The sequence below is a fragment of the Citrobacter sp. Cpo071 genome, from assembly GCF_030332765.1.
GTDB lineage: Bacteria > Pseudomonadota > Gammaproteobacteria > Enterobacterales > Enterobacteriaceae > Citrobacter > Citrobacter portucalensis.
The window spans coordinates 737,033-750,537 of the sequence record NZ_JAOWHE010000085.1 but is presented as its reverse complement, the minus strand read 5'-3'; the positions used below and the strand labels follow the sequence as shown (position 1 = coordinate 750,537).

Sequence of the window (13,505 nt, the reverse complement as noted above, 5' to 3'; positions counted from 1 at the left end):
ACTCCTTGTCTATACTCCAGAAGATTACCCCCAGGTCAGAGTCTGTAGCGTAATGAGCGTTAGCTCACAACCTGATTAAATTTCCTTGCGCCAACAGGAACGCTTACAACACCCCGACTATTTTTAGAAAAGGACATATATTTACGGCAAGGCTGCCGCTCAATATTTTTTAGACAGGAGTAAGACGTTATGAGCAAGCAGTTTGCCCTCAGTAGCCTGTGCGCACTCAGTATGACGCTGATGACTGCGCAGGCAGCCGAACCCCCCACATCATTAGATAAACCGGAAGGCCGCCTGGATATTATTGCCTGGCCGGGTTATATCGAACGTGGGCAAACCGATAAACAATATGACTGGGTCTCACAGTTTGAGAAAGATACCGGCTGCGCGGTTAATGTAAAAACGGCAGCCACATCTGATGAAATGGTCAGCCTGATGGCAAAAGGCGGCTACGACCTGGTTACCGCTTCTGGTGATGCCTCACTGCGCCTGATTATGGGAAAACGCGTTCAGCCAATTAATACCGCGCTGATCCCTAACTGGAAAACCATCGATCCACGCGTGGTAAAAGGCGAATGGTTTAACGTTGGCGGAAAAGTTTACGGCACACCGTACCAGTGGGGACCAAACCTGCTGATGTATAACACCAAAATTTTCCCAACGCCGCCGGATAGCTGGAGCGTGGTGTTTGTTGAGCAAAAACTTGAGGATGGGAAAAGCAATAAAGGGCGCGTTCAGGCCTACGATGGCCCGATCTATATTGCCGATGCCGCGTTATTCGTTAAAGCCACTCAGCCGCAGTTGGGTATTACCGATCCCTATCAGCTCACTGAAAAACAGTATCAGGCGGTGATCAAAGTCTTGAGCGATCAGCACGCGCTGATCCATCGCTATTGGCACGATACCACCGTGCAAATGAGCGATTTCAAAAACGAAGGCGTGGTGGCGTCAAGCGCCTGGCCTTATCAGGCTAACGCCTTGAAAGGCGAAGGTCAGCCAATTGCCACGGTTTTCCCAAAAGAAGGGGTTACCGGATGGGCTGATACCACTATGCTGCACAGTGAAGCGAAACACCCGGTTTGTGCTTACAAATGGATGAACTGGTCATTAACCCCGAAAGTACAGGGTGACGTAGCGGCCTGGTTTGGTTCTCTGCCAGTGGTACCTGAAGGTTGTAAAGCCAGCCCTCTGTTGGGTGAAAAGGGTTGTGAAACCAACGGCTATAGCTACTTTGACAAAATTGCCTTCTGGAAAACGCCGATTGCCGAAGGTGGAAAATTCGTTCCTTACAGTCGCTGGACGCAGGATTACATCGCCATTATGGGCGGTCGTTAATTCCGCTGGGGGTTTTATGACGTACGCAGTGGAGTTTCATAACGTCTCGCGTTTGTATGGGGATGTTCGTGCAGTTGATGGGGTAAGTATTGCGATTAACGACGGTGAGTTTTTCTCTATGCTGGGGCCATCCGGCTCCGGCAAGACCACTTGTCTGCGCCTGATTGCCGGGTTTGAGCAGCTGTCAGGCGGCGCAATTACCATTTTTGGTAAGCAGGCCAGCGAATTGCCGCCCTGGGAACGGGACGTCAATACGGTATTTCAGGATTACGCGTTGTTCCCGCACATGTCGATTCTCGACAACGTCGCCTACGGGCTGATGGTCAAAGGCATCGATAAAAAACAGCGCCACGCGAAAGCACGTGAAGCGCTGGATAAGGTTGCACTTGGTTTTGTGCATGAGCGTAAACCGTCGCAGCTTTCCGGTGGGCAACGTCAGCGCGTGGCGATTGCCCGGGCGCTGGTCAATGAGCCGCGCGTCCTGCTGTTGGATGAGCCGCTCGGGGCATTGGATCTTAAATTGCGTGAACAGATGCAGCTGGAACTGAAAAAATTACAGCAATCTCTTGGCATCACGTTCATTTTTGTTACCCACGATCAGGGGGAAGCCCTGTCGATGTCCGATCGTGTGGCGGTGTTTAATAACGGTCGCATTGAACAGGTAGATTCTCCGCGTGAACTGTATATGCGTCCACGTACGCCGTTTGTGGCAAGTTTCGTCGGGACGTCCAATGTCTTCGATGCGACGATGTCGGCGAACGTTTGCGGGTTACAGGGGATGTTCTCCCTGCGCCCGGAACATATTCGTTTGAATGATGCCGGGGGAGAAGTCCAGGCTACGGGAGTTATCCAGGCGGTGCAGTACCAGGGCGCGGCGACGCGGTTTGAGCTAAAACTCGCCGGAGGGGAAAAATTGCTGGTTAGCCAGGCGAACCTGACGGGAGAAATGCTACCGTCAACGTTGTCGCCAGGTCAGCAGGTGATAGCATCCTGGTCACGCGACGTGATGGTACCGCTGGTTGAGGAGAGGTGAATGGCTATGAACGTCTTACATTCGCCTCCACAGTCGACAAGCCTGAACCGGATCTCAGGTTACTTCTGGCGTAATCCGGGGCTGGGGTTGTTTTTGCTGCTCCTCGGACCGCTGATGTGGTTTGGCATCGTCTACTTTGGCTCATTACTGACGCTGTTGTGGCAAGGTTTTTATACCTTCGACGATTTCACCATGTCGGTCACACCAGACCTGACGCTGGCGAATTTGCAGGCGCTGTTTAATCCCGCTAACTACGACATCATTTTGCGCACTCTGACGATGGCGGTAGCAGTCACCATCGCCAGCGCGATTCTGGCGTTTCCGATGGCGTGGTATATGGCTCGCTATACCAGCGGCAAAATGAAGGCTTTTTTTTACATTGCCGTAATGTTGCCAATGTGGGCCAGTTACATCGTTAAAGCCTATGCGTGGACGCTGCTGTTGGCTAAAGACGGCGTGGCGCAGTGGTTTTTAACCCACCTTGGGCTGGAGCCGTTGCTGCTTTCGTTCCTGACATTGCCTGCGGTAGGCGGCAATACGCTGTCAACTTCAGGGTTAGGGCGTTTCCTGGTGTTCGTCTATATCTGGCTGCCGTTTATGATTCTGCCGGTACAGGCCGCCCTGGAGAGACTTCCGCCGTCGCTGTTACAGGCTTCTGCTGATTTGGGCGCGCGTCCGCGTCAAACCTTCCGCTATGTGGTGCTTCCATTGGCGATACCGGGTATTGCAGCGGGTTCGATCTTTACCTTCTCTCTGACGTTGGGTGACTTTATTGTGCCGCAACTGGTGGGACCGCCGGGCTATTTCATCGGCAACATGGTGTATTCGCAACAAGGGGCGATCGGCAATATGCCGATGGCGGCGGCATTTACTCTGGTGCCGATTGTGTTAATCGCACTGTATCTGGCGTTCGTGAAGCGTCTGGGAGCTTTCGATGCACTCTGAACGCGCACCCTGGCTACTCAAACTGGCGGCATGGGGCGGGGTTATTTTCCTGCACTTTCCCATCCTCATCATCGCCACCTATGCTTTTAATACTGAGGAGGCTGCTTTTAGTTTTCCACCCCAGGGATTAACGCTGAAGTGGTTTAGCGTTGCTGCGCAGCGTAGCGATATTCTGGAGTCTGTGACGTTGTCACTTAAAATCGCTGCGTTGTCGACAGCTATTGCCCTTGTTCTGGGGACGCTGGCCGCGGCCGCGCTGTGGCGTAGGGACTTTTTTGGCAAAAGTGCAATATCGCTGTTGCTACTATTGCCGATCGCGCTGCCAGGCATTATTACCGGCCTTGCGCTGTTGACCGCGTTTAAAACCATCAACCTGGAACCGGGTTTTCTCACGATCGTGGTGGGCCATGCGACATTTTGCGTGGTGGTGGTGTTTAACAACGTTGTGGCGCGTTTTCGCCGTACCTCATGGAGTCTGGTCGAAGCGTCTATGGATCTTGGCGCCAATGGCTGGCAAACCTTTCGTTATGTCGTGCTGCCAAACCTGGCATCGGCACTTCTGGCGGGGGGGATGCTGGCGTTTGCCTTGTCGTTTGATGAAATCATCGTGACAACGTTCACCGCCGGACATGAAAGAACACTTCCTCTGTGGCTGCTCAATCAATTGGGCCGTCCACGGGATGTGCCTGTCACCAACGTTGTGGCATTGCTGGTAATGCTGGTGACAACACTGCCAATTTTAGGGGCCTGGTGGCTAACGCGTGAAGGCGACACTCTCGCCGGAAACGGTAAATAAACGACGATATGGGAAATTGCTATGCAACATCAATTACTGATTAATGGCGAGCTGGTCAACGGTGAAGGTGAAAAGCAGCCAGTCTATAACCCTGCCACTGGTGAACTCATTCTGGAGATTGCTGAGGCGTCAGCCATGCAGGTTGATGCCGCTGTACGTGCGGCAGACGCCGCGTTTGCCACCTGGGGGCAAACCACGCCGAAAGTCCGCTCTGAACTGCTGCTGAAACTGGCGGATGCTATTGCTGATAACGCGCAAACCTTCGCTGAGCTGGAATCACTTAACTGCGGTAAACCGCTGCACTGTGTTCTCAACGATGAAATTCCCGCTATTGTCGATGTTTTCCGCTTCTTTGCCGGTGCGGCGCGTACCCTGCAAGGACAGGCGGCCGGTGAATATCTGGAAGGGCATACCTCGATGATTCGCCGTGATCCGCTGGGTGTGGTGGCTTCTATTGCGCCGTGGAACTATCCGCTGATGATGGCTGCGTGGAAGCTGGCTCCAGCGTTGGCGGCGGGGAACTGCGTGGTGATTAAACCGTCAGAAATTACTCCGCTGACAGCGCTTAAATTAGCCGAATTCGCCAAAGACATTTATCCGGCTGGCGTGATTAACGTGCTGTTTGGTCGCGGTAAAACGGTGGGCGATCCGCTGACCGGTCATGAAAAAGTGCGTATGGTTTCGCTGACCGGCTCCATTGCAACCGGTGAACACATTATTCAGCACACCGCGCCGTCAATTAAGCGTACGCATATGGAACTGGGCGGAAAAGCTCCGGTGATCATTTTTGATGATGCCGATCTGGATGCAGTGGTGAGCGGCGTGCGGACCTTTGGTTATTACAACGCCGGGCAAGACTGTACCGCCGCTTGCCGAATTTATGCCCAGAAAGGCATTTATGATGCACTGGTCGAAAAACTTGGCGCCGCCGTTGCCAGCCTGAAAATCGGTCCGCCGAATGATGAATCGACCGAGCTGGGACCAGTGAGCTCGCAGGCACATCTCGATCGCGTGACTAAAGCGGTCGATGAGGCTAAAGCGTTGGGCCATATTAAGGTCATCACCGGCGGTAAAAAAGTGGATGGTTCAGGCTACTATTTTGCCCCGACGCTGCTTGCTGGGGCGAAGCAGGACGATGCCATCGTGCAGCGGGAAGTTTTCGGTCCGGTGGTCAGCGTGACCGTATTTGATGATGAAGATCAGGTGCTGGCATGGGCCAACGATTCGAAATACGGCCTGGCATCCTCCGTCTGGACCCGGGATGTTGGGCGAGCGCATCGCTTTAGCGCTCGCCTGCAATATGGTTGTACCTGGGTCAATACCCATTTCACGCTGGTTAGCGAGATGCCGCACGGTGGGCAAAAACAGTCCGGCTATGGCAAGGATATGTCGGTTTATGGGCTGGAGGATTACACGGTTATTCGCCATGTTATGATCAAGCATGAGTAATATCTTAAGCGCGATCGGCGAATGGGGCACGGATAGCTAAATATTGGCATACGTGTGTCTATACTATTCGCGCCACTGGCCTCGTCGCCATCGGACGGCGGTAAGTTGGAAATATCCGCGAGGTCAGGCTAATTGATACAACAAAGCCCCAGCATATAGCCGGGGCTTTGTGCTTTCAGGATCGCCATCGGGTTTATCTGCGGCCCAGGCTGCAAAGCCAGGCGAGTAGGGCACAGATGCTCAGAACCAGCCCCAGTTGCTGCACCATGCCTGCTAAACCCAGCATCATCCCAAGTAACAGGTAATAGCTTAATCCGAACAAAGCACCTGCGGCACCGGCCTGTTCACGGTAGTGACGCAGCGCCTGACTCAGCACATTGGGAATGGCGATACCATAGGCAATCACCACGCCGAACACCGGAATCAGGATCCACGCAGAGTGCTGTAAACACCACGCGACGAGACCTGACAACGCTGCCAGCACACAGGCATAACGTACAAGTCGCTCCGGCGTCAGACCTGTCGTTAACAGTCCTCGGTTCAGCAGGCTACCTGACAGAGAAGCAAACGCAAGTAGCAACCCCGTCCAGCCAAAGGCTCTGGAGCTCCATCCTAATTGCCCAAAAAGAAACGGCGCCAGGCTGTAATAGCTAAACAACATGGTGTTCAGCAGGGCAACCAGCAAGGCGTTTTTCCGCAACTCACTGTCCCGCATCATGCGGGAAAACAGCGCGACAAGCCTCGGGCTGAGCGTATGTTCGGGCCGGGTTTCTGGCAGCATAGTCGCTGTCAGTATTAGCAGTAGCAACGCCAACAGCACAAGGGCAACAAAGACACCGGTATGGCCATACAGACTCACTAACCAACCTCCGCTTAGCAGGCCAAAAACTGGACTCAATGCCAGCGCGGCCCCCATCACGGAAAAGACGCGGGATAGCGCAGTTGATTCATAACTGTCCCTTAGCATGGTCTGTACTACGACCGACCCCGCAGCCGCACCGACGGCGGAGATCATCCGCGCCAGCAGCAAAACGCTGAAGTCGGTGGCAACAACGGCCAATGCGCAACCTGTTCCATAGCAGATAAGCCCTGCCAGCATCGCCCAACGTCGTCCGATGCAGTCACTTAGCCAACCCCACATCGCTACGCCGACGGCAAAGGCAACAAAATAAACGGAGAGTGTTTGAGCCGCGCGCTCACTGCTTACGTGAAAAGAGGTAGCGATACCCGGCAATGCCGGGCTGTAAATGGTTTCCACCAGTTGTGGAAACATAATCAGTAGCGTAAGAAGCCACAGCGGTGGGCGACGAAGTGTGTTCATAGCAATATCCAGAGAGACAGAAAACAGGCGGGCATTATTGCTGAAAGGAATATGTCGTATTACCATTATCAGGACTTTAAATATCAAATATCAGACAGATAATGAAAATTGCCCCTGATGATGCTTTTGATGCGGATAGTTTTGATAAACCGGTAATCGGTATTGCTGCCGATATGGGCGTACATGATTCCGGGCGGCATAGTCATCTTCGTCATCAGCTACTTTTTTCGGCAGCGGGAAGTATTACGATTGAACTGGAGCAGGCCCTGTGTCTGCTACCGCCACGCCGTGCGGTTTGGATCCCGGCAGGCACGGTACATCGCGCCATAATGCGTGGTGTGATGGCTTATCGCTCTTTGTACTTTTCTACCGCATTGCCGTTATCTGAGTTACCGCTGCAGATAGTCGAAGTTAATCCGCTTTTTTATGAAGTGATAGAACGTATGGCCTTCTGGCCATGGGAAATGCCTGCCGCACAGCAGTCCAGCCTCATTACCGTTTTTTGTGAGGAAATGCGTGCCGCCCGCAGTGAAAACTGGACATTGCAGTATCCCTCAGATCCGCGGCTTTACGTGTGGCTCAAGGGATTACGCATGGGGGAATTGCCACCACGACTGAATCAATTGTCCCGACAGGTTGGGGCATGCGAGAGGACGATCAGCCGAATATTTATCAGGGATACCGGGATGAATTATCAGGACTGGCGGCAGCAATTTAGGTTGTTAAAAGCCATGGAAATGTTGGCTGATGGATGCCATATCAGCCAGGTCGCGCAATATCTGGAGTTTGTCAGCGACAGTGCTTTTATTGCTTTCTTCCATCAACATACCGGCACAACACCAGGCCGTTATTCGGGCAATATAATGCCGCAGAAGGATTAGGGGTATTACATATTAAGGATAATTTACCCAGTGATAGCAGAGTGGGAAGATCGTTTACTGATGGCAGAGAGAAGATCCTCTCTGCCAGCGGACGCTGCAATTAATCAAGAAGCGTTACATCAAGCAAACCAGCCGAACCTTGCGGATATCAGACTGAAAAGTCCTACAGCAGCAAATATATTTATCAGCACCACAGTTTTACTGGAAACATTCATTTTTGCCACCTTTCGTTTTAACCCTTATGGGTATAGTACGGCTTATAACTATCCGCAATAGTACGAATTCTGAACATAATGAAAATGGGTTGTTTTACAGCCGTTTTTCTTAAATTAATTAATAAAACTTGATGTGAGTCATGAAAAAGAGCATATTGCGCGCGATTTTCCCTTCTGGCCAGGATGCCTTAAATGTCCCTATACCAAAAAATGTTGGTTTTTTATGCGGTGATGGCCGTCATCACGGCAATCATCACCTGGTTTCTTTCCCGCGATAAAAAGCGGATCCGCTTTCTTAGCGCGGTATTAGTCGGGGCGACCTGGCCGATGAGTTTTCCCGTTGCGCTGATGTTTTCTCTTTTCTGATGACGGCGTATTCGCCGTTTCAGGAGAAAAGCAGGGCATCTAATCGTTTTTTGTCGGTTTCAGAGACATCCTGTGGGTGCTGATATCCCGCATTCTCATTCGCACGGGTGTACAAGGCAACCAGCCAGTCGTAAACGTAACGGCTTGCACCATGCGAGGGTTGTTCATCCAGCTTCGTCAGGCGTAACATCGGCGATTGCTTCGGCGCGCTAAAAATAGCCGATCCTTTTTGGATCCTGCTGGCAGGGCGCTGTTCCTCAGCAACGTCGGCAAATCCAAGCCAGGTAATAAAATCACCAATATCGGCGTGTAACTGCGCGGCACAGACATTTTCGCGCTGCATAATGCGCTGTAAGCGTTGTGGCATCTCCAGGCGATAGCTGGTGGTGACGAGAATGTCGGCAACCTGCCTTAACGTACGGGAATCGAGTCGTAAACGGCGGGCATTATTTTCATCGCGACACCACTGGCGCACGTGGTTAATCCACATTTTGTGTGCCTGATATCCGGTCTCCTGACTTTCCGGCGAGTGTAGTGTGTCACGCACTTCGGCAAACAGGTCAATCTCTTCATTAAATAAACCGCTTACCTGCTCCTCGCGTGGTTGCTGAATACGCAGCAGCGACTCAAAAATGCGCATCGGCGGGAGCAAACCATCCAGCAGTTCGCCATGTTTTGCCGCTTGCGCCTGTAACTGGCGGATCACCGACTCGTGGCTATCCGATTCAGCTTGAGCGGGATTAATCCAGCTTATCAGCGTTTCGCGGATGCGCTGTTGATGCTGCTCGCGTAGAGAAGTCAACCTGGCCTGGCGCTGCTGTGGTGAGGTTGCCTGAGTCAGCCATTCGACAAGACGTTGTAAGCTATGTTTATCCAGCGCCTGCAACGTACCCCAATGCAGCCCGGGCTTGCCCATCAATTGCTGCACGGATTCATCAAGGTTTTGCTGGGTACTAAAACGCGCATCCTGCGGGGTAATGGCCCAAACCACGCCCGGTAATGCGGCATCATGAACAGGTTGGGTATCGTTGACCCAGCCCAACAGCTTGCGGGTGATGGCGGGCGTCTGGGCGCGGGCAGAGACCGCGTTGCAGATTAAGAGCACATCCGGTTGCAGGTGCTGGCGATAATGTTCCAGCATCCAGCCTAATTTTGCCTGCCACAGTGGGTTAGGATGAGCATCCGGGGCGAGGGGAATATCGAGCAGATCGACATTCTCCAGCACCGAGTCTTCAACCGTCAGGACCAGCTCGCGCGTGAGCAGCGCCAGTGACGACAAAGAAAGACTGACCGCATTGAGCAACTGATGATTTTCAATCGGATGAACCACCACATCGCTTTGCGTCTCATTATTGCTGGTCAATGCCACCTGGGTCAGGAAACTTTCGGCAGGTAAACCAAAATGATCAACCAGCAGGCTCAGCGGGGCCGCTAATTCTTGCGCGTGTCCGGTTTGTTGCAACGTGTGCGCCAGCGCCAGCCACTGCTGCGTCAGCTCTGGTTGTTCTCCCCACAGTAACGCCCAGGCGTTTGCCCGGGTAGTCAGGTCCAGTGCGGGCAGCAACGTGGCAAACTGATACCATAGTGCATCGTCAATTTGCTGCTGGTTTGCCGGTACGCAGGAGCGCCAGAAACGACCAATTGCCGCAACATCATGTGTGGTAATGCCCGGCACCGGGTGACGCTGACGCAGCGTTTGCCATTTTTCCAGGCGCGCCTCAATAATCGATTTCTCGACCTGTCGGTTGCCCGGGAGCGCGCTGAACTGGGCGATAAATAGCTGTACCAGTTCGGCTTCACTGAGTAATCGCAGACGCAACGGCCATTCGCTATCATGCGGATTTTCATCGCGCGTAAAGCGGATCGCCATATTGGTTGGTGCATGGCCCGGATTAATATGCGAGAAATAATCAAAGCTGCGATCCGGGGTAACAATATTCACTTTGCCAGTGGCATTGCAGCACAATGCCGCCAGCAGATGTGCTTTTGCCGATTGTGAGTGTCCGTATAACCCTATACATCCTTGCGATGAAAAGGTCTCCTTCAACGCAGATTCACTCACTGCGGCTAGCGTAAGCTGTGCCAGCAGGGCATCCGCTTCATCATCAAGACGCGCCGCACGTTGACGGGTATCTACCACCCACTCGATGGCGGCCTGCGCGGTATTTAACATCTTACTCATTTCAGGTACACGCTCCCGCTATCAATCCAGTAATGGCTTCCGCTATGGCGACGGTCTGCCAGCGTATTCAGTTTTAACGTTAAGGCATTGGCGGCAACGGGGGTGCCATCCTGTAACCAGGCATCACTCAGGATGAAGAATTCCGGGCCACTTTCTTTGCTGCCGCCGCGTAGCTGCAGCCGAACATTCAACACGCCATCTCCGGCGATAGTTTTTGCCAGTTCGGCAGAGTTTATGCTGAGCGTATACAGCGGCGTGGCAGGCCAGCGGCTGTTTGCCAGTTGCCGAAATCCTAACGTCACGTTGCCACGTAACGGGAAATGCAACCGGGCATCCAGCTTCGCCCCAGGTTTATCCAGATCAATATCGTGATACCAGATGTTCTCATCGCGCAGGGTATTGACCGTATTATCCAGTACACCGAGAAAGCGTACGGTCGAGTAAGCGCCGATATCGGCAGCTTTAAAGTTAAAACGTGGCAAACGCAAATCCAGCGCCAGGCTGCACAGCATAGCGCCTACAGCAGCGGTGGATTTAGGGTTACCAATCCGCCCCTGTTGGCTGAACGGATACCACTCATGCACGCGGTAGTTATCCATCCAGATCATACGGTTAACCGGAACAGGTTGCAGATGGCGGATCAACGCCTGTACACCCGGTAAACAGGCGGGCCTGCCGGTCACTAATAAGATATCGCAGCGATAATGTGAAATGGCCTCACAAACCGCGTGCAGTGGGGAAGTCAGGGTAAATTGCCCCGTCAATAGTGCTTCTTGTAACTGCCTGAACTGTACCTGTAACGGCACGCTCAGAACATCAAACGCTGGCGACCCTGCTGGCAACGCATGATCGATAGCCTGTTGGATGTAGTTCATCACGTTGCGCGTGGGTTGTTGACTCAGGAGTTCCCCAAAGGTGGCATGTAGTCCGGCGACCGGATCGTTAATATCGCTTTGTTCCCAGGCAGAGAGGACCGCATGACCAAGCGGCATAAAGAGCTGCAATGCCGTTTGTTGACGCAGAATTGCTTGAGTATCGATGCGACCAGAATCGCCAAATAGCGTGGCCAGCAATGCGGCGGCGTCGGTCACGCCAGCCTGTTGTAAGCGGGTTTGCAGTGCAGGCAACACGCAGCGCTGAATCACGTCCAGCAGCATGTCATCGCCCGCAACTTTAAAACCTTCACGGAACAGCAGATGCGGGGTAATTTTGACGTTCGCGCCAACGCCGTCATCAAGTTGGTAATGAACGACGGCCATGTCCGTTGTCCCGCCGCCAATGTCGATCGATGCCACGCGCAGTGCACGGCCTTTCGTCTCACCAGGCTCTGGCAAACGGTCCGGGCGGGCAAGGGCGTTAAAGAACGATTCGGTGTGGCCATCGTAGTGAGAGATAGCCTCGTTATACAGCCACACCAGTTGCCCGCAACTGGCTTCATCCCATTCCATCTGAATTTCAGGTACGGGAACCACACTTTTTTCCTGCTGCTTACGGGTGGTGAAGTCTTCATCCTGCGGGTGCCAGCCCATCGCTTTCCAGACCAGGGCAATAGCTTCAAACATGCGCAGGCGGAAAATCTCGCGCTCCTGTTTGGGCATCGCCGACGGTAGGGTCAGGATCAGCGTCCGCAACTGACGAGGAGACGCCGGGAATCCGAGGCGCAAACGCGTTGCTACGCTGTTAATTTGCCCCAGCGCCTGGGCCAGTATTTCGCACAGCATATGCGTCATCAGCGTGCTGCGGCTGTATTGTGGTGAGAACACTGGCAGACGATCGTCCTGCGGCAGGCTGAACAGCGGCTGCCCGTCATCGTTCATCAGGTTCATCAGCGGGAAGGCGGTAGCCAGCGGTTCGCGCTGGGTTTTGCCATTCATCTGGCTAAAGCGCCAGTCATGTAACACCGGCGTTTCATCCCACAGATAGCGGCGCGGGCTTGAGATCCCACTGTTGCCCTCGGTGCCCATACGCTGCATCGCCAGCTTACGGGCTTCATCACCCACACGCACAATCGACGGCCAGATAAAGGCGTCATCACGTCCGCTCTCAACGGAAAAGTGCTGCTTACCAAAGCGCGCTTCGGAAAACTCCAGCCGACTGGTGAATAGCGGATCGTTGAGGAACTGCGGCTCGCTTAACGAACGGACCTGCAATTCAGCGGTCTGACGCAGCCCGTCATTGGCATCCCCGTGATCTTCAATCAGGACACCACAGGTATGGGTATTACCGATATCCAAAATAAGATCGACGGGAATGGCGGGTGTGCTAAGGGTGTGCGTAACCAGTTTCACTTCCGGGACGGAAAGCTGCTCACCTAACAGGGTCAGCACATTCAGCCAGTGCGCCTGGTATTCAAAGTTACGCAGAGCCTGCTGGATCTCTTGTTCTGAGCGGTTCTCATGTTGGGTGACATGGTGCATAAAAGATTCGCGCAACCAGCCGTCAATCCAGGTCTGGTCAAGGAAATCAGCAATTTCGTTGTCATGCCAGGCCAGCCCAAACCGTGTACCGTTAAGCAGATCATTTTCGTTGGGGGTTAACGCCGCAGGGGCATTTTCAGTAAGCTGGCTGTCCAGCGCTACGGTAACACGGTGGGTGTTGCCTGCGCTGTCCGGCTGCGGTAGCTTTCGCACCTGCACGCGTGCCCAGTTATCCGGACCTTCAACAAACGTACGCGGCGGGTTAAAGCGCAAAAACGGCAGCGGCAGCCAGACGCCGTCGAGCACGTCCAGCGAATAGTGCAGCGTCTGAGTACTTTCCGGCTTCACCACTTCGGGTTGCGCGCCGGTGCTGCCCGGTAGGGTATAGCGTCCTGACGTCAGATCGAAGTCTAGTCTCAGTAGCGGACCGTTTGCCGTTTTGCGCACAAAGCGTCCATGGTGCGCAGATTCCTGCGGCGTGAGGCCGAAATCCAGAAATTGCACACCGCTATTGGCGATGAGCGTCACGCTCTGTTTGTAATCACACAGATTCACCAACATAAAA

11 protein-coding genes are annotated in these 13,505 nt (G+C 53.4%); 7 read left to right on the top strand and 4 right to left on the bottom strand.

Translation table 11 applies throughout. The features are described 5' to 3' along the window. The first annotated feature begins 189 nt into the window (after window positions 1–189). From ydcS to patD, 5 genes are read left to right on the top strand one after another with little or no spacing between them, the layout of a single operon-like run. Window positions 190–1,335 (top strand): putative ABC transporter substrate-binding protein YdcS, encoded by a 1,146-nt coding sequence (gene ydcS, locus OGY09_RS20710; protein WP_008784842.1) that lies wholly within the window; start codon window positions 190–192, stop codon window positions 1,333–1,335. 16 nt (window positions 1,336–1,351) lie between these two features. After that, a complete protein-coding gene (locus OGY09_RS20705) occupies window positions 1,352–2,368 on the top strand; it encodes an ABC transporter ATP-binding protein (protein WP_032943523.1) in 1,017 nt (338 codons plus the stop codon). Beyond that, complete coding sequence (locus OGY09_RS20700) at window positions 2,369–3,313, top strand: ABC transporter permease (protein WP_008784840.1); 945 nt, start codon at window positions 2,369–2,371, stop codon at window positions 3,311–3,313. It abuts the gene before it with no gap. Next, complete coding sequence (locus OGY09_RS20695; RefSeq protein ID WP_003020204.1) at window positions 3,303–4,109, top strand: ABC transporter permease; 807 nt, start codon at window positions 3,303–3,305, stop codon at window positions 4,107–4,109. The genes OGY09_RS20700 and OGY09_RS20695 overlap by 11 nt, the downstream gene beginning before the upstream one ends. 21 nt (window positions 4,110–4,130) lie before the next feature. Next, window positions 4,131–5,558 carry an aminobutyraldehyde dehydrogenase gene (gene patD, locus OGY09_RS20690; RefSeq protein ID WP_003833127.1) on the top strand — a complete coding sequence of 476 codons (1,428 nt, stop codon included), beginning with the start codon at window positions 4,131–4,133 and terminating at the stop codon, window positions 5,556–5,558. A gap of 193 nt (window positions 5,559–5,751) precedes the next feature. On the opposite strand, the gene OGY09_RS20685 is transcribed toward patD, so the two are convergent. After that, window positions 5,752–6,879, bottom strand: a complete 1,128-nt coding sequence (locus OGY09_RS20685; protein ID WP_032943519.1) for a multidrug effflux MFS transporter — start codon at window positions 6,877–6,879, stop codon at window positions 5,752–5,754. A 101-nt stretch (window positions 6,880–6,980) separates the two neighbouring features. Here OGY09_RS20685 and OGY09_RS20680 point away from each other — a divergent pair, with 101 nt between their 5' ends. Then, entirely contained in the window at window positions 6,981–7,760 is a 780-nt protein-coding gene (locus OGY09_RS20680) for an AraC family transcriptional regulator (RefSeq protein ID WP_032943518.1), read from the top strand. Between the two features lie 119 nt (window positions 7,761–7,879). Here the strand turns inward: OGY09_RS20680 and yncL are convergent, their stop codons facing one another. Further along, the gene (yncL, locus tag OGY09_RS20675) at window positions 7,880–7,975 is read right to left on the bottom strand and encodes a stress response membrane protein YncL (protein WP_071524268.1); all 96 of its coding nucleotides are present in this window, start codon (window positions 7,973–7,975) and stop codon (window positions 7,880–7,882) included. A 192-nt stretch (window positions 7,976–8,167) separates the two neighbouring features. On the opposite strand from yncL, the gene OGY09_RS20670 reads away from it, so the two are divergent. Beyond that, window positions 8,168–8,341, top strand: a complete 174-nt coding sequence (locus tag OGY09_RS20670; RefSeq protein WP_003020198.1) for a GhoT/OrtT family toxin — start codon at window positions 8,168–8,170, stop codon at window positions 8,339–8,341. A gap of 19 nt (window positions 8,342–8,360) precedes the next feature. Here the strand turns inward: OGY09_RS20670 and OGY09_RS20665 are convergent, their stop codons facing one another. Further along, window positions 8,361–10,523, bottom strand: a complete 2,163-nt coding sequence (locus tag OGY09_RS20665) for a virulence factor SrfC family protein (RefSeq protein WP_032943516.1) — start codon at window positions 10,521–10,523, stop codon at window positions 8,361–8,363. Beyond that, a complete protein-coding gene (locus OGY09_RS20660) occupies window positions 10,520–13,501 on the bottom strand; it encodes a virulence factor SrfB (protein ID WP_032944414.1) in 2,982 nt (993 codons plus the stop codon). The genes OGY09_RS20665 and OGY09_RS20660 overlap by 4 nt, the downstream gene beginning before the upstream one ends. Window positions 13,502–13,505: the final 4 nt, after the last annotated feature.

Coding starts and splice junctions, on each gene's coding strand:
- ydcS (WP_008784842.1), top strand. CDS start 190: ATGAGCAAGCAGTTTGCCCTCAGTAGCCTGTGCGCACTCAGTATGACG.
- OGY09_RS20705 (WP_032943523.1), top strand. CDS start 1,352: ATGACGTACGCAGTGGAGTTTCATAACGTCTCGCGTTTGTATGGGGAT.
- OGY09_RS20700 (WP_008784840.1), top strand. CDS start 2,369: ATGGCTATGAACGTCTTACATTCGCCTCCACAGTCGACAAGCCTGAAC.
- OGY09_RS20695 (WP_003020204.1), top strand. CDS start 3,303: ATGCACTCTGAACGCGCACCCTGGCTACTCAAACTGGCGGCATGGGGC.
- patD (WP_003833127.1), top strand. CDS start 4,131: ATGCAACATCAATTACTGATTAATGGCGAGCTGGTCAACGGTGAAGGT.
- OGY09_RS20685 (WP_032943519.1), bottom strand. CDS start 6,879: ATGAACACACTTCGTCGCCCACCGCTGTGGCTTCTTACGCTACTGATT.
- OGY09_RS20680 (WP_032943518.1), top strand. CDS start 6,981: ATGAAAATTGCCCCTGATGATGCTTTTGATGCGGATAGTTTTGATAAA.
- yncL (WP_071524268.1), bottom strand. CDS start 7,975: ATGAATGTTTCCAGTAAAACTGTGGTGCTGATAAATATATTTGCTGCT.
- OGY09_RS20670 (WP_003020198.1), top strand. CDS start 8,168: ATGTCCCTATACCAAAAAATGTTGGTTTTTTATGCGGTGATGGCCGTC.
- OGY09_RS20665 (WP_032943516.1), bottom strand. CDS start 10,523: ATGAGTAAGATGTTAAATACCGCGCAGGCCGCCATCGAGTGGGTGGTA.
- OGY09_RS20660 (WP_032944414.1), bottom strand. CDS start 13,501: ATGTTGGTGAATCTGTGTGATTACAAACAGAGCGTGACGCTCATCGCC.